13 protein-coding genes are annotated in these 15,487 nt (G+C 53.6%); 6 read left to right on the forward strand and 7 right to left on the reverse strand.

Going from position 1 to position 15,487, the window contains the following annotated elements; genetic code table 11:
- Nucleotides 1–2,625 carry a hypothetical protein gene (locus ACQKPC_RS22525; protein ID WP_427626384.1) on the reverse strand — a complete coding sequence of 875 codons (2,625 nt, stop codon included), beginning with the start codon at nt 2,623–2,625 and terminating at the stop codon, nt 1–3.
- A 558-nt stretch (nt 2,626–3,183) separates the two neighbouring features.
- Between ACQKPC_RS22525 and ACQKPC_RS22530 the strand changes: the two genes are divergently transcribed.
- Both ACQKPC_RS22530 and ACQKPC_RS22535 read left to right on the forward strand, forming a co-directional pair.
- The gene (locus tag ACQKPC_RS22530; protein WP_427626385.1) at nt 3,184–4,188 is read left to right on the forward strand and encodes a hypothetical protein; all 1,005 of its coding nucleotides are present in this window, start codon (nt 3,184–3,186) and stop codon (nt 4,186–4,188) included.
- Nucleotides 4,189–4,201: 13 nt separating this feature from the next.
- Nucleotides 4,202–4,792, forward strand: coding sequence for a hypothetical protein (locus ACQKPC_RS22535; protein ID WP_427626387.1), 591 nt, complete (start codon nt 4,202–4,204; stop codon nt 4,790–4,792).
- 474 nt (nt 4,793–5,266) lie between these two features.
- Here ACQKPC_RS22535 and ACQKPC_RS22540 read toward each other — a convergent pair whose 3' ends face one another.
- Both ACQKPC_RS22540 and ACQKPC_RS22545 read right to left on the reverse strand, forming a co-directional pair.
- Nucleotides 5,267–6,553 (reverse strand): CitMHS family transporter, encoded by a 1,287-nt coding sequence (locus ACQKPC_RS22540; RefSeq protein ID WP_427626389.1) that lies wholly within the window; start codon nt 6,551–6,553, stop codon nt 5,267–5,269.
- Nucleotides 6,554–6,661: 108 nt separating this feature from the next.
- The gene (locus ACQKPC_RS22545; protein ID WP_427626391.1) at nt 6,662–7,588 is read right to left on the reverse strand and encodes an SMP-30/gluconolactonase/LRE family protein; all 927 of its coding nucleotides are present in this window, start codon (nt 7,586–7,588) and stop codon (nt 6,662–6,664) included.
- 324 nt (nt 7,589–7,912) lie between these two features.
- Between ACQKPC_RS22545 and ACQKPC_RS22550 the strand changes: the two genes are divergently transcribed.
- The 4 genes from ACQKPC_RS22550 (at nt 7,913) to ACQKPC_RS22565 (ending at nt 12,365) form a co-directional block, all read left to right on the forward strand.
- On the forward strand, nt 7,913–8,854 hold the full coding sequence (locus tag ACQKPC_RS22550; protein WP_427626393.1) for a hydroxymethylglutaryl-CoA lyase: 942 nt from the start codon (nt 7,913–7,915) through the stop codon (nt 8,852–8,854).
- A complete protein-coding gene (locus ACQKPC_RS22555; RefSeq protein ID WP_427626395.1) occupies nt 8,851–10,050 on the forward strand; it encodes a CaiB/BaiF CoA transferase family protein in 1,200 nt (399 codons plus the stop codon). The genes ACQKPC_RS22550 and ACQKPC_RS22555 overlap by 4 nt, the downstream gene beginning before the upstream one ends.
- An 85-nt stretch (nt 10,051–10,135) precedes the next feature.
- Nucleotides 10,136–11,452, forward strand: a complete 1,317-nt coding sequence (locus tag ACQKPC_RS22560) for an MFS transporter (protein ID WP_427626397.1) — start codon at nt 10,136–10,138, stop codon at nt 11,450–11,452.
- Between the two features lie 133 nt (nt 11,453–11,585).
- The gene (locus ACQKPC_RS22565) at nt 11,586–12,365 is read left to right on the forward strand and encodes an IclR family transcriptional regulator (protein ID WP_427626399.1); all 780 of its coding nucleotides are present in this window, start codon (nt 11,586–11,588) and stop codon (nt 12,363–12,365) included.
- Nucleotides 12,366–12,507: 142 nt separating this feature from the next.
- Here ACQKPC_RS22565 and ACQKPC_RS22570 read toward each other — a convergent pair whose 3' ends face one another.
- From ACQKPC_RS22570 to ACQKPC_RS22585, 4 genes are all read right to left on the reverse strand, one after another.
- On the reverse strand, nt 12,508–13,062 hold the full coding sequence (locus ACQKPC_RS22570; protein ID WP_427626401.1) for a zinc ribbon domain-containing protein: 555 nt from the start codon (nt 13,060–13,062) through the stop codon (nt 12,508–12,510).
- A 67-nt stretch (nt 13,063–13,129) separates the two neighbouring features.
- Complete coding sequence (locus ACQKPC_RS22575) at nt 13,130–13,366, reverse strand: hypothetical protein (RefSeq protein ID WP_427626403.1); 237 nt, start codon at nt 13,364–13,366, stop codon at nt 13,130–13,132.
- A 187-nt stretch (nt 13,367–13,553) separates the two neighbouring features.
- The gene (locus tag ACQKPC_RS22580) at nt 13,554–14,555 is read right to left on the reverse strand and encodes a hypothetical protein (RefSeq protein ID WP_427626405.1); all 1,002 of its coding nucleotides are present in this window, start codon (nt 14,553–14,555) and stop codon (nt 13,554–13,556) included.
- Nucleotides 14,556–14,679: 124 nt separating this feature from the next.
- Nucleotides 14,680–14,895, reverse strand: a complete 216-nt coding sequence (locus ACQKPC_RS22585) for a hypothetical protein (RefSeq protein ID WP_427626407.1) — start codon at nt 14,893–14,895, stop codon at nt 14,680–14,682.
- Nucleotides 14,896–15,487: the final 592 nt, after the last annotated feature.

A 15,487-nucleotide genomic window follows, 5' to 3' on the forward strand; every position in this document is an offset into this window, starting at 1 on the left:
TCAGCAACCAAACCAGTTACACAGTGTTCTACCCACATCCCCACGTTTGGCTTCATTCACGATGTCGTCGAGTACCCGACCGACGGTACGCCCAAGATCAACCAACGGCGCTACTAGCTTGTTGCCGATTTCTTGCAGCTCTTTATAGCCCTTGACCAGGTCGTTGCCATCGCCCAGGCCGTGGGTTAGATCGTGAATAGCATTGTTTAACGTTTTTACGATTGTATTGTTCGGCCCGAAACAGCCGCCTTCCTGACCAATCTGTCCACTCATGCACTTGGTCAATTCTGCAACGGTGAGGCGCCCCGCCGTGCAACTTGCAAACGAAATCGGCTCTCCGCCCGTGGATGCAGCGCATTCGGCAGCCATGCGAAGCTCTGCATTCATCTGTGGCCCCGCGACGCAAAGCGCAAAATCGATCGCTCCTGTCGAGGTCGTACCACAGGACAATGCCTTACCAAGGTCACCAGGGATGATTTCACCGATGGCGCACTTCGCTGTCGCTTGAGTGTCACCATTTGCCGCAATAGCGCAGGCGAGGGATTTCTTGGCGGTAGGATCCATCGGGATACTGTCGTTCAAACAGGCCAGACGCTGCGCATCACTTTTTGAGGTTGCAATGCAGCGCGCCGTCTTTACGCCCTCGCTTTGTTCGGGAAGACAAGCCAGCACTTTGTCTTCCACACTATTGCTGGATTCGATGCATTTGATCGCTGAGGCCACCTCCGGGGGCAGGGTGTCATTGCATTTGAGCACGGCCTTCAATGCACTTTGCTCGCCGGTTGCGCACTTGTATTTCTCCTCGATCTTGGCCAGGTCTCCGTGGCCGCTGCATTTGGCTATTTCCGTCAGATCCGGACCCGCCGCTTTCAAGCAGTTTGCCTGTTCCACGACTTCCTTGAGCCGATCATCCTTGAGAAAGCAATTGGTTTTGTTCTGCTCGCCGCCAGCAGTGAAACAACTGAGTGTATTTAGCTCATCCGGAGTCAGGGACAACCTGGCAAAGCAGGTTTTGGCTTGCTCCTTATTGTCCTTGGATGCTGCGAGGTCCTGGCACGCCTTGAATGCCGTAACGAGTTCATCGGTGTTTTTGCTCAGCATTGCCAATCCTTCCTTGACCGGGCGTACCAAACCTTCTGTCGTCGTTCTGATCCGCTCAATTTCCTGGGTAACCATCACATCAATATTTGGCGGCCTTGGCACGATGTTCTGGCAGTGCCCGTCCCTCACACAACTCAACACGTCCGAGAAACGTCTGGGGATACTGCTCATCAAAGTCGGGTAGAGGGTGCAACTGTCCAAGTTCGCGGGGTCGTCACACAGCTTGTCCAGCAGTGTCATGACTTGCAGGCAGGCCGGCGACGCTCCGTTGTCGAGACATTGCACCCCGTTTAGCCTGTTGAACGTCGTTTGAAATAGTGGGTCCATGACGGTGCCAGTGCAGAGCTCGACATTTCCTGCCAGGCATTCACGAACCAGTTTCGAAGGAGGAATATTGAAATGCAACGGTACGCGAAGCCCGGTGCAGCTTGAGTCCAATAGGCATTTTGTAATACTTTTGTTGTCCAGAACCACACCCGAGCACGCGGCAAACTCATCCATTGGAAGGCCCAGCTCAAGGTCCTCACCGGTTGACGAAACTTTGGTTTTAACCTTGTCGAAGCATGACTTCACCCGTTCCTGTACTGGCGCTACCAAGTCCTGCATATCGAGAACTGAAATCGTCAGGGACGACTTCACCGTCCCTAATTGAGGTTTCACATCAAAGTCTGATGCCTGGCTCAAGATGCCCACGATACGGGGTGGTTGCTGAACTCTGCTGACTTCCACTTCACTTGAAATGCTGGCCAGGTAGGTATATTCGTACAGTCCACGTCTGCGCATCTGCAGAATGGCTTCATCAAGCGTTGACTTCTCCACGTTTGACGCTGCCGCGAGGTAGTAGTACTCGCCTTGTTTGATGGCTGAAAAATTCACTTCTGGATACAAGTTGCGGATGGCCGCAAGCTCGGCCTTCACCTCCTCAATATTGGTATAAATCTTCCTTTTTATAAGCGCTTTAAAATCTTGGCTGACGCCTGCGTACTGGGTCCTGGCATAACCTATGCCATTAAAGCTCGGCAGAGGTGTTCTCGCGATAAGTTGTGGCCACTTCTGTTTTTCGACGTGTAATTCATACACATAGAATTGACCTTCGAGTATGGTTGGATCGCCTGTTTTATCGAAGCCAAGGCATTTTAAAAGGGGGCTGAAATCAATGATCTTTCTTGCCCAGTACAGAGATTCATGGGCTTCGATTTCCGTAGCGTAGCTAGCAACGACAACCGAGTATGGAAATGTTGGACGCATGCCTGCAATGGATGAAGACTGCATGAGCTTTAGTGGAGGTGTAGGGAAGGCGACGATGGCGGCAGGGATGTCAGGATTCGTTTTTCTCAAACAGTCGAACCTAGTCCTAGCGTCCGCAAGTGTATTCCCGCCCATGAGCTGTGTGAAATGCCTGAGCTCTATCGGAATTTCGGCTCCAACATTAAATACGTTGTCTACACGGTGTGTTGTTTCGCTGGCTTTAGCAGAAACTGCAATGACAGCTATAACTAAAACCTTCGATAGGTAGCGAATCATCCATGTCTCCCTAGCGAGAGTGGGTGAACTGTATTCCAGACATTAGCTCACCGTTACTAGATCGCAAGGTTCCTGACTCTCTTTAAAGTCAAAGTCATGTAATAAGCATTTTATATAAAGGCTATTTTTTTTATATCGAACCATTCCTTGGTCGTAAAATTTTGCCATCTATTATTCGGTCAATAAATCCATTTGAGGGACGTCATAATGAGAAATCTGAATAGGGTTTTCGTTTTATTGATGGCTGTACAATATTTTGCGTTTTCGCCATTATCTCTGGCCGAATCATCCCCGACAGTAGAGTTTTCACCTAGCGTAGTCGCCATCCAGCCTGGAGAATCATGTCAAAAGGAGGCCGGTTCACTCAAGTGTCGATGGGACGGTGAATGTGCACCGGTCGGTAACACATGTCGCTCTTGCGGAACAGATCAACGATATTCTTATGACCTAGATAAATGCTACAGATGCTCAGACGGAAGCGCATTGATTAAAAACCAAAATGGTCAATTTGTGTGCCCTAACTGAGATTTTCAGGCTAGCTTAGCCACGGGCTTAAGCATGTTTAAGCGTACGGTTGTATATGGGCTATTTCTAGCTCTTCTACCTGCAATTTTATCTAGTCATGCAGGAAATGGCTTGCCTGTCATAGTGATAGAAATGCGAAGAACGTTTAATGCATCCGACTGCGCAACGGGCGAAGTATATATTGGAGGGCAACTTGTCGGGTTGTTTAGCACGTCCCCTAGCGGGTTTTATTCAAATCTAACCGGAGGGCAAGCTAGATTAGGTGTTATCAGCAAAAATGTGTCTAAGGATCCTTTGCCTCACCTGACAGGAATAGTTCCTGGACTCGTATTTAAAAGCGATACAGAAGGTGATAGCGTCTTCTATTTCACTGAATCTCGCGGATATACTATTTATGATAGGCCGCGCAAGTTGTCTAGGGTTATACCAAGTGATACATTTATAATTGGAACTTCGCTGGAGAATCGCGAATGCGGGATTTCATCTCCAGAGGAGTCTACTTACTATGCAGTGCAGGGTGATTATGCATCTTCCTCAATCACCATGAATAAGCTGCTTTACGAGGGGGGCGCTGCAGAAGAGAAAATTAGTCAGAGAGTGATAATTATATATACTGACGCTTCCGATGTGTTCGAGATCAAAAGCGAAAATGTGTCATTTAAACAGATTAGACCAATAAGAAGCGCGCAAAATATATCTAAGGGTGACTTGTGCTTATCCAAGACAGAAGATCTTTCAAATACAATAATTTCACTTGGCGCGCAGACATACCAGCGACACGATGATGTCTGGTTTTGTACCGAAGGCCCTTTGCTTTTGAAGGACTTTTCGACCTCAGCTATAGAGAAGCGCTCTGATCTTCGCTATATAGAGTTATATACATACGAATCGTGCGGGAACCTCCTAGGCTTACCGATGGTATGGCAAATTGTCGTTGAGAGAGACAGTTCTGGTCGTGGGGGGGCCATTTGGTACAGGTGCTCTGCTACAGAGCCTTGGCAACAAGTATCCAAGTTGAGCACAATTACATTCAAATGATGCAGAGGTTACCATGCAGGCGCATAATTTTCGGTTTTTGCAAAGACCTCTAGGTAGCGAGCTATCGGTGCTAGCATGCTTACTCTTGCTTGGAAGTCCTTCAAGTGCTTTAGGAGAATGTCAGAATGCAGCGGTACCGACATGCGATATGTATACCAAGTGTTTTGCAAAATATTGTAATTGCAAGGGCAGCGATGATGAATATTTTGAAACCTACGGCGCAAGCTACTGCAATGCTTTTCTCGGTGCAGCAAAATTCTCAGAGGTAGGTAAGGTGTGGCGGGATTCAACGTTGCGATGCCTTCAGGAAAGCATTGTTCCGCGCCTTAATCTAGATAATCCGACATCCTGCAATTGCAAAACAATGAAGGATTTTGCTTATCAGAGTCACGTAGCGTGCTACACCTCACCTGCAAACTCAATCTGTGACCTGCCAGCGGAGGATATCTACGAAATTTATAGCATCGTAAAGATTAAGGATGCGCTTACATCAGAAGGCTGGAAGCAAATGCATACTGTATCAGAAATTTGCAGCAAGACGTCTAAGGATGATGGGCGGCGAACGATCTGGAAAACCATTGAGTCAATTCTTTCTATTCGCTGAATATCTCCATGTGAGGGGTTAATGCTTTATCGTGTGCGTTATTAATAATAAACTTACTTACGTCGCGATCCCGCTTAAATAAAATGTATTAAGCTCAAGGCAGAAACACCTGGGCCAAAAATTCTCGCCAAAAGGATCTGATATTTTTCTGGTTTGCCGAGTCGCACCGTCAGTCCCCGATCTGATACCTTACAGAAGCTTAAGTTCTCAAGATAATGTATATAACATGCGACCCTAAGAGTTTTTTCAGGTTAAGTTAATTGAAGCTGGTCCGTACTACTGCTTTTGACCAATAGTAGGCATTCCTGAAGGGCCGCTATGGGTTGTGGATTCAACCGGTCGCGACAGGCAGAAAACGACCCAAAGCGGACGGTTGCTAAAAGTACTTTCTTGTCGGAGAAACGCTTACTGACACGTCGCCACTGAGCACATGTTGCATTGGCATCCAGGTACGCAGATCAACCAGCCGATAATTCAATTTATGACCGTGATCGCGCCGATTGCGATGGCCGCGATCAGCATCACCAGCACGGTGCCGAAGGTCCATTTCAGCGAGACCCGCTGGTTATCGCCATAGTCGATGTCCAGTAGCCCGCACAGTAGGTAAGTGGAAGCCACCAGCGGACTAAGCAGGTGCACTGGCTGGCCGATCAACGATGCGATGGCCATTTCGTAGGGGCCGATGCCGTAGTGGGCAGCGGTTTCGGCGAGGATGGGCAGCACGCCAAAATAGAACGCGTCGTTGGTCAGCACGTAGGTGAACGGCATGCTAAGCAGCGCCGTGATCACCGACATGCCGTGACCAGCCTGCTCTGGCAGGATGGCGATCAGGTTGTCGGAGATAGCCTCGATCATGCCGGTGCCGCCCATGATGCCGACGAAGATGCCCGCCGCAAAAATCAGCAAGGTTACGGCTAGCACGTTGTCGGCGTGACGACCGATGACTTCCTTCTGCTGTTTGAGAGTCGGGTAGTTGATGAGGCAACCTAGGCCGAAGGCGACCATGAACAGGATCGGCAGCGGCATCAGGCTGAGCATCATCGAGCTGATGAGGGCGACCGTCAGGACCACGTTGAACAGAAATTTCGGATCACTCAGGCGAACGTGCGCGTAGCCTTCGAGCACTTTGTCCTCGCTGACGCTGACAATGCCCAATCGGCGGTATTCCATTCGACCTAGCCACCAGGCGGCAAAAATCACCCACACACCGCCTGCGATCATGATTGGAACCATCTGTAAAAACAGCTCGGTGATGTCGACGTGCATAGCACTGGCCGCTCGCGAGAACGGGCCGGCCCACGGCAGGATGTTCATTACTCCAATGGCCAGCAGCAGCACGGTTGCCATGACCTGTAAACGAATGCCGGTCAGACGGTACAGCGGCAAAAACGCCGCCGTGGCAATGATGTAAGTGGTCGCGCCGTCGCCGTCCAGTCCAACGCACAACCCCAGCACGGCGGTGCCGACGACGATCTTGCGCGGGTCGCCCTTGACCAGCCGCAGCAGCACCTTAATCAGCGGGCTGAACAGACCGGCGTCGGTCATCATGCAGAAATACAGGATTGCGAAGGTCAGCATGATGCCGGTGGGAGCGAGCATCTTCACTCCGTCGTACATCATGCTCCCCAGCTTCGGGGCGAAGCCAGCCAGGCAGCCGAAAACAATGGGCACCAGCAGCAGCGCCACCAGCGGTGAAAGGCGCTTGCTCATGATCAGGTACATGAAGCAGGCGATCATGGCGTAGCTCAGAAAAATCAACATAGGCATCCCTTTTATTAGTTTTGTAAGGGCGCGAGCGCAGCTAGGCTCGCTTTCTTCAGGCCGAACGAAGCCCGTGCACCTAGCGCACAGGGTCAGCGGATTACAGGTCTAGCGGTGCGAGAACATCGGCTGACCGCTATGGGGCAGGTCGGCGACCAAGATGGAACCGGTGGAGGAGTCGGTGATGAACAATTGCCGATTGCCCTCGCCACCGAAGGCCAGGTTGGTCAGGGTGCGGCCCTCGGTGCACGAGCGTATGCGGTACAGCGGCACGGCGTGAGGGTCGAACACCCAGACGCAGCCGTTACCGGCATCGCACACATACAGATTGCCTTCGCTGTCCAGTGCCATGCCATCGGCGCCACTGACGCCCCCGGCCATGGCCGTGAAAATCCCCACCTTGCTGGTGCCGCCGTCGCTCTGGATCGGCAGGCGCCAAACTGCGTTGCCCCGGGTCATCGCCACGAACAGCGCGTTCTGCGCCAGGTCCATGACCAGGCCGTTGGGGCTCGGGCCGTTGTCGATCAGGCGCGTGAGGGTCTGCTTTGCCAGGTCATAGGCATAGACGCGACCGGTCGGGTCCTGCTGGCCGGTCTGGCCCTGATCGGTGAAGTACAGCTTGCCACTGGCATCGAAAAACAGGTCGTTGACGCCCTTGAAGCCTTCGCTGCGGCTGTGGGTGAGGAAAGGGGTCACCGCTCCGGTGTGCGGATCGAGGGTTAGAATCCCTTGCTTGTAATCGGCGATGAAAACCCTCCCGTCGCGGTGGATTTTCAAACCGTTGGGCCAGCCATCGAATTCGGCGATCAGGGTCCAGCGGCCCTTAGGATCGATGCGCAGGATGCGGCCGTAGGGGATATCGGTGACGTAGAGGTTGCCGGCCCGGTCGAAAGACGGCCCTTCAAGAAAACTTTTGACCTTCTGCCCGGGCTTGTTGGCGCGTACCCAGTCGGAGTCGCCGTCTTTCCAGAATGCTTCGGGCAGCGTGGTGAACACGCGGGTCGGCAAATCGCCAGGCGGGGCGTAAAGGCTCACAGGATCAGCTCCTACGGGGGCGAACGGGAAGCACCGATTTTGCCGGTGACAAGGCCTTTCCGCCAAGTTGTTATTGTTCTATCCAACAGAACGCTGTGTTTACTGATAGAACAAGGTTCGACTTTATTTTTTCAGCTGTCAACCCGCCAGGTTTTTCTGTTTTTCATTTCGCGATTCCTGCTGAACGCTCCCAACCGATCACGAAAGGTCTTGGAATGGCTCTTGATGAGTGGCGTTGACAGTGGGATTTAATCGGCCCATGATTAATTCAGAACATTGTTCTGCTAGACAGAACGGTTGCATTTCAACACCCGGAGACCGGCGATGAACCCTAATAACAACGTAGACATCCTGATCAGCGAGGTCGGCCCCCGTGATGGCCTGCAAAGCGTCAGCGCGACCATGCCCACTGCGCTCAAGCTTCAGTGGCTGACGGCCTTGGCCGACGCGGGATTGAAAGAGATCGAGGTCGGCTCCTTCGTGTCTCCCAAACTGCTGCCGCAAATGGCCGATGCCGCTGAGCTGGTGGCGCACATGCGTCAGCGTTCGGACGTCTTCGTCACCGCGCTGGTGCCGAACCTCAAGGGCGCCGAAGCGGCATTCAACGCGGGCGTGCAGAAAATCACCCTGCCGATTTCCGTCAGCGAACCGCACTCGCTGGCCAACATCCGCAAAACCCATCAGCAGGTGTACGACGAAGTGCGCGCGGTCATGGCACTGCGCAACGAGCGCTTCTCCCAGGTTGAGGTCGAGGCCGGGCTGTCGACGGTGTTTGGTTGCACGATTCAGGGCGAGGTGCCCGAAGACGACGTGCTACGCATGGCCTTGGCCATGGTCGAGCTGGGCGTCGATGAAGTGGGGCTCGCCGACACCGTGGGGTACGCAAATCCGGCCCAGGTGCGTCGTGTGTTCACCCGTCTGCGCAATGAGATCGGCAACAAGGCCGGCAGCGCGCATTTCCACAACACCCGCGGGCAGGGTCTGGCCAATGTGGTCGCGGCGCTGGACGTCGGCGTCACCACCATCGATGCCTCCCAGGGCGGCATCGGCGGCTGCCCGTATGCGCCGGGGGCGTCAGGCAATATCGTGACCGAGGATCTGGTTTATCTCCTTGAATCCATGGGCCTGCGCACCGGCGTGGACATCGACAAGCTGGTGGCCGCTCGCGCCTGGCTGAAACAGGGCCTGCCGGGAGAGCCGCTGTACGGCTTCATTCCTGACGCAGGCGTCGGCAAGAATTTCCATTACGCTGGAGGTGCACGATGAGCCTGCTCAATCAGAACCTTCAAGCGCTGCCGCTGGCCGGCGTGCGTGTGGTCGAGTTCGTGCACATGGTCATGGGCCCGACCTGCGGGCTGGTGCTGGCCGACCTGGGTGCCGAGGTAATCAAGGTCGAGCCAACCCCGGAAGGCGACAATACCCGCCGCCTGACCGGTTCCGGCGCGGGCTACTGGATGACCTACAACCGCAACAAGAAAAGCTTCGCGGTCGACATCAAGACCGAGGAAGGCATGACCGCGGTGCGCAAGCTGATTGAAAGCGCCGACGTGGTCACCGAGAACTTCCGCCCCGGCGCCATGGAAAAGCTCGGCCTGGGCTACGAGCAGGTCAAGGCGATCAAGCCGGACATCATTTACAGCTCGATGAAAGGCTTTCTGCCGGGGCCGTATGAACACCGCACCGCGCTGGACGAGGTGGTGCAGATGATGACGGGCCTGGCGTACATGACTGGCCCGGAAGGTCGCCCGCTGCGCGCCGGTGCCTCGGTCAATGACGTCATGGGGGGCATGTTCAGCGCCATCTCGATCCTGGCCGCGCTGTGGCAGCGCAAGACCACCGGGGAAGGGCAGTTCGTGCAGACCGGTCTGTTCGAGAACTCGGCGTTTCTGGTGGGGCAGCACATGATGCAGATGGCGACCACCGGCAAACCCGCCGCGCCGATGCCCAGCCGTTTGTCGGCCTGGGCCATCTATGACGTGTTCAACACCCTAGGCGATGAGCAGGTGTTCATGGGCGTTGTGAGCGACGGCCAGTGGGTCAATTTTTGCGAGAGTTTTGGCTTCGCAGAGCTGGGGCGTGACCCTGAACTTGCGAAAAACACCCAGCGCGTGCAGGCCCGGGTGAAGATTCTGCCGCAGGTCCGCGAGCGTCTGGCGCAGATGAGCAAGCAGGAGGTCATGGACCTGTGCGAGCGGACCGGTCTGCCGTTTTCGCCTATCCAGCGTCCTCAGGACCTGTTCGAGGACCGGCACCTGAACGAGTCGGGTGGCTTGGCCCATCTGGCGCTGGAGAATGGCGACGCGGTCACAGTGCCAATGCTGCCGTTCGAGATGAATGGTCGTCGCTTCGATACCCGCCTCAATGTGCCGCAGTTGGGCAGTCACTCTGCCGAGCTGCTCGAAGAAATGGGCTACGCATCGGGTGACATCGAGGCGTTGCGCGGGCGTGGCATCGTCCGCTGATACCGCTGGAAGGGATTCCTGATTCCTGTCGCTGACGGACATTCCCGCCGTCAGCCTTATAAAAATAATGCTGAGGAAACCCGTCATGGCCATCGTCACGACACCCCCGCACAGCAGCGACATTAGCAGCGTGCGCTCTCTGGATGCCGAGCAGACCCGCGTCCTGCATAAGGCCGCCTGGCGCTTGATCCCCTTGCTCGCGCTGGCGTATTTCTTCAATTACCTGGACCGTACGAGCGTCGGCTACGCCGCGTTGCAAATGACCGAGCAACTGGGCCTGACCGCCACGCAGTTTGGCCTGGGCGCGGGCATCATGTTCTTCGGCTACTGCCTGTGCGAAGTACCGAGCAACCTGGCGATGTACCGTTTCGGCGCCCGTTTGTGGATGGCGCGGATCATGATCACCTGGGGCCTGGCCGCTGCCGCCACCGCGATGATCGTCGGGCCGTACAGCTTCTATATTGTGCGCCTAATCCTCGGCATCGCCGAAGCCGGCTTCTTTCCCGGCGTGATCTTCTTCCTCACCCTGTGGTTCCCGGCCCAGTACCGCACGCGGGTGTTGGCCTGGTTTACCGTGGCCACGCCGATCTCGTTTCTGGTAGGCGGGCCGCTGTCGATCTGGCTGTTGCAGATGCACGGCTTGCTCGGGCTTGCGGGCTGGCAGTGGATGTTTCTCATCGAGGGGGTACCAGCGTGCATCCTCGGCCTGATCACCTTGAAGGTGCTGAGCAACCACCCGGCCGAGGCCAAATGGCTGACCGCCGAAGAGCGCGATGTGCTAACCGGCATGCTGGCTGAAGAACAGACAAAAGGGCAGCACAGTCACGGCTTCAAGGCTGCGCTGAAAGACCCGCGCGTGTGGATTCTCAGTTCGATCACCTTCAGCTTCACTCTGGGCTCTTATGGCATTGGCATCTGGTTGCCGCAGATGCTTAAGGCCCATGGCGTTGAAGTCAGTATGATCGGCTGGGTGGCGGCCATTCCGTACTTCTTTGCCACCGTAGCGCTCCTGATCTGGGCCAAACATGTGGACCGCACTGGCAAAGGCATTTTCAACCTGACCGTGGCCATGCTGCTGGCAGGCTTTGCGTTAATTCTGGCGCTGCGAATGGATGCACTGATTCCTGCACTGGCAGGGATCACTTTAGCTCTGATCGGCACGATCGCTGGCAAGACAATTTTCTACACCCTGCCGGGCAAGTTCCTGCGCGGGCAAGCCGCAGCGGGTGGAATCGCACTGATCAATTCCATTGGCGCTTTTGGTGGGTTCGTTGGGCCGTACCTGATGGGCTTTTTGAAGGACTACACAGGTTCGTTCACCGCTGGGCTGATGGTCATGGGCTGTATCATGTTCATCGCCGCAGGAATGGTGGTATCGCTTCGTTTTTTCCTGCGCGAATAGTGAGCAGCGGCTGAATTTTTTCAGAAGGGATCGGGCGGCTCTGATATTGTCTTGCGGGGACATGTCTTGCGGTTGGTGGGGTGATTTGCGAATCATCCGCCGCCTGCAAGCGACGAATCGACAATGAGTGTCTATGACTACCGAATCTGAAAAAAACCTTTCCGACCCGGCCGCCAATGCTGAAGGCGGGGTGGCGGCCGTAGACCGCGCATTTGCCATTCTGTCGGCCTTCAACATCGAGCAGGACTGCCTGACCCTTGCCGAGATCGCGCGGCGTACCGGGCTGTATAAAAGCACGATTCTGCGCCTGATCGCCTCGCTGGAAAAGGCTGGGTTCGTCCGTCGCCTGAGCGATGGTCGCTACTCGGTCGGGCCTGAGCCTCTGCGGTTGTCCCAGCTGTACCAGACCTCGTTCCGACTGCGCGACGTGATTCATCCGCTGCTGGAGTCGATCACTGAAGAAAGCGGCGAAACCTCTTCTTTTTATGTGCTGGAGAACGGCAGTCGCGTCGTCTTGTTTCGGGTCGAGCCCAAGCGTGCCGTGCGGGTGTCGGTGTTAGAGGGCGCACGCTTTCCGTTGCAGGCCGGGGCATCAGGCAAGATCCTTCGGGCATTCGCGCGCGATGCAGAGCCTGCGTTGGCTGAGGTCCGGGAGCGCTTCTGGGCCTGTTCCTTCGGCGAGCGGGACCCGGAAACTACCGCCGTGTCAGTGCCGGTGTTCGCCATGGGCCATGAGTTGAAAGGGGCACTGACCTTGTCCGGTCCATCTGAGCGTCTGCTGAAAGAGCACGTCGAACATGCTGCGACGATTCTATTGAAAAATGCAGCCATCGCCAGCAATGCGCTAGGCGGTAGTGACCGAGAGCTACGTGCGGCTCTGGCACTCTTGTCCGAATCGATGACACGGCGCTAACCGGCGAACGACCGCTGTTGGCCGATAATTGCCTGTCGTAACGGTTGGACCCAATCTGCTTTTCATGCTTAGCTATGCGTGTTGCGGTTTCCATGTAAGCAAAGTATGCAGACAGGCCAGGCGCGATGATGGGAGTGTCTTGTTACCTAGTCACTGACCGCCACGTCACCAGTCCATCCAGGTCATGGTCGGACTTCAGGTATTTGAGCATGTTTTGCGCCTCGGCCTTTTCTTCAAACGGGCCTGCGAAAACGTGGGGCGCTTCATCGAGAATTGTTGGTATGTCGATTAGCGTCATCTGTGCAGCCATCCGTTCAAATTCCTCATCGGTATGGGCAGTAATGCGTGCTACCCAGCCGCTGCGATTTCTCAGGGCGATAGGCTCCACTTCCGCTTCGCAGCGCTTACATCGTGAGGCTGCAGCTTTGATGGCTTGGGTGCAGGCAGGGCAGGGGCGCAGATCTTCGTGCACTAGAGCGTCAACACCGGTCTTTGCCAACCGTGGCATTAACAACACGGCGATCAGGGCTACGCCGGGAAGGAAAAGCCCGATTGCAAACCATCTTGGCCCTGATCGCCCGCGTGTACTCGCAACGTAAGCGGTCACGACCGTGAGAATGAGCCAGAGGGGGAGTGGGACGCCCATTGAACTTCCTTGTTTTGAAATTTGAGTGATAACCCCGCTGACCGGGCTCATCAAAATATCTACTCTTTGTCAGCAACGCCACCAATAGAGAACAAAGGCTGCAATCGACCCGTTGCGGTCATTCATCCCTGAGCCTTTCCCGCGCCATCTTCAGAATGTCGGCGTAGCTTCCTTCCATTGGAAGGTTCAAGTGTTTTTCAAACACGCAGCAAAGGTTCCAGAGAGCCCGCTCCTCAGCTTGGTCTTCGATGGATAGGGTATCGGTATCACTGAAACGACGGACAAATTCAAACAATACGACCGCTTCATCCGGTGTGAGGCTGATGGAAAGGGCATTTTCGAGGGAAGGGAGCATCAGATAACTCTCGGGATTGCATTATAAAAAATGCTTAACAATGTGCTTATGACGCCATATTGCGCAACCTACATGTCCGCTTCTGGCCGAAAGCGGTCCCCGACTCACAGGCCGGTGCTTTGGAGGAATGACCGCTTTTGCGTTACAAAAAGTGCACAGCGGGTCAAGTGTGACCTGTAGCATCTTGTTAGATTTTTCTGTCACTAACGCTTCTTTTATATTTTTCGAGAAGATGTTTGTCATTTGCTTTCGCATATAATCGTCTTATAGCGTCGTCCGTAATAGAGGTTTTCCCACACTTCGTTCCGTACAACCCATAGGGCACGACCGCTTGTTTCTGCTCAAAGTCGCGAAGGATTAAACGTGTTTTTTCTAAAGCACTCAAATATTTTCCAGCAATCGCGACAAGATCACGCGATCTTATATCTGAGATTATGTATCGGTGGATAACGCGATTTCTCAAGTTGTAGAGCTCGTTCAAACTATCGAAAGTGTCCACATCAATAACTTGGAATTTTAAAGCATCATCGAAGACTTTTCTCTCCATTATGCCCTTTTCACCATCTGCCTGGAAAAGGTATCTGATTTCGATATTGTCTGTCTTCTCCTCCAGTTGTTTTGCAATTACCAAACTCAACCTTAAATGTGCATCTATTTGATTTGCTGTAATCGCAATGATCTCAATGAATGCCATAGCGTCAATTGCTGAGTAAAGAAGATCATATGATGCTGCAAGAGATCCTGTAAATCGATCAAACTTATCGAGGTCTGCAGCCAGTTTACGATCACTCTCGGGGACTATCACAACCGAATTCAGAATTCTATTCACGATTGCAAGCTGTTCGGCAATCCTCTTGTCGCCTTCAAGGCTTACATCGTAGATATACTTACCTATCAATGCTTGATCATAATAAGCGCCGAAAAACAGATGTGCGCAAAACTCGGAGTTATCTTCCCTTGACTCGTTCCAGCTTAGTTCTCTGACTCCGTTGGGATTGGCTTTGGCAATTCTGGGAGCAAGTTCGCTCAGCGGATAGCAACTCAGCTGAAAGCAGCCTAACGGGTCTTCATAAGGTTGAAACCCGTAAGGCGACTTCTCTTCATAGTCGCTAAAGCCTGAATTTAGGTACTGCCAATCGATTGGAACTTGAATTAAAAGTATCCCGTTGGGCTCAGTCCAGTGTTTCATACATGCCTGCCATATCGCATTTTAGTCGGTCCAAAATAACAAACTTAACAGTTGGGGGACAGAAAGTTCCCGGTTCTTTCGGGCACTTGTGTCGCATGGCATGTGCGCTTTTGGCCGTTACCAGCTAGTCCTTTTCCATCGTTCTCAGGCGCGCTAAGCCCTGTTGGATAAAGCCGGCATTTTCGCCAATTCGATCCAGGGCAGTCCGGGCGTTGTCACCGGCGACAGCGAAGCCTTGCTGTTCTGCCACGAGCGTCAGTTCCATGATCGCTGCTTCCAGGGCTTGCTGGTTTTCGTAGATTCTTTCAAGAACGACAGAGAGGGAATACTCGCTGGCCATGACTTCGACTCCATTCGGAAAGTTGGAAGCATAGCAGCGTATCTGGAAGGGCAATTTCAGGTCGAGGGCGGGGAAAGGGTAATTTTGGTAAGGCGATGCGGCGAAGGGGCTGTAGCCCTTATAAACCGTAGCTTTGGCGTATTACCTCAAAGGGTAATATTTGGTAAGGCTGGAGGTAATATTTTGCCAAGTGACTGATTTTAAAGGGTTTTGTAAAGCAGGGGGATTACTAGGGCCAAAGGTAATTTTCTAACCTATTCCTTACCCTATTATTACCTTTGTATAAGTTACTTAAGTCATTGAGTTTATTGAGTTATTTTGCCGCCTAAAAAGAAAATTACCAAAATTACCTTTTTCCCATGGGTCAACCTAAAACCGGGTATTGCAGGGAGAAAGGGGAGCTTGGCCGGCGCTCCCAAGCAATTTGTGTAACTGTCACCAGTCCCGCCTGACGCTACCTCGATACTGCTGGAGGCCTTGAAAATAGTGGGAGCGGGTGAAGGGGAGCGAACCCTCGGTATCAGCTTGGGAAGCTTCCGACAAAGCGTGAAAGTACGGCAGCGATAGTGCTCGTGATTGGAGCTGAAAACGG

It is taken from the genome of Pseudomonas sp. NPDC089918, from assembly GCF_050280605.1.
Lineage (GTDB): Bacteria > Pseudomonadota > Gammaproteobacteria > Pseudomonadales > Pseudomonadaceae > Aquipseudomonas.

Excerpts from the sequence above, each read along its gene's own strand:
- ACQKPC_RS22585 (WP_427626407.1), bottom strand. The coding sequence starts at position 14,895 with ATGGCCAGCGAGTATTCCCTCTCTGTCGTTCTTGAAAGAATCTACGAA.
- ACQKPC_RS22565 (WP_427626399.1), top strand. The coding sequence starts at position 11,586 with ATGACTACCGAATCTGAAAAAAACCTTTCCGACCCGGCCGCCAATGCT.
- ACQKPC_RS22535 (WP_427626387.1), top strand. The coding sequence starts at position 4,202 with ATGCAGGCGCATAATTTTCGGTTTTTGCAAAGACCTCTAGGTAGCGAG.
- ACQKPC_RS22540 (WP_427626389.1), bottom strand. The coding sequence starts at position 6,553 with ATGTTGATTTTTCTGAGCTACGCCATGATCGCCTGCTTCATGTACCTG.
- ACQKPC_RS22570 (WP_427626401.1), bottom strand. The coding sequence starts at position 13,062 with ATGAGCCCGGTCAGCGGGGTTATCACTCAAATTTCAAAACAAGGAAGT.
- ACQKPC_RS22580 (WP_427626405.1), bottom strand. The coding sequence starts at position 14,555 with ATGAAACACTGGACTGAGCCCAACGGGATACTTTTAATTCAAGTTCCA.
- ACQKPC_RS22555 (WP_427626395.1), top strand. The coding sequence starts at position 8,851 with ATGAGCCTGCTCAATCAGAACCTTCAAGCGCTGCCGCTGGCCGGCGTG.
- ACQKPC_RS22575 (WP_427626403.1), bottom strand. The coding sequence starts at position 13,366 with ATGCTCCCTTCCCTCGAAAATGCCCTTTCCATCAGCCTCACACCGGAT.
- ACQKPC_RS22560 (WP_427626397.1), top strand. The coding sequence starts at position 10,136 with ATGGCCATCGTCACGACACCCCCGCACAGCAGCGACATTAGCAGCGTG.
- ACQKPC_RS22525 (WP_427626384.1), bottom strand. The coding sequence starts at position 2,625 with ATGATTCGCTACCTATCGAAGGTTTTAGTTATAGCTGTCATTGCAGTT.
- ACQKPC_RS22530 (WP_427626385.1), top strand. The coding sequence starts at position 3,184 with ATGTTTAAGCGTACGGTTGTATATGGGCTATTTCTAGCTCTTCTACCT.
- ACQKPC_RS22550 (WP_427626393.1), top strand. The coding sequence starts at position 7,913 with ATGAACCCTAATAACAACGTAGACATCCTGATCAGCGAGGTCGGCCCC.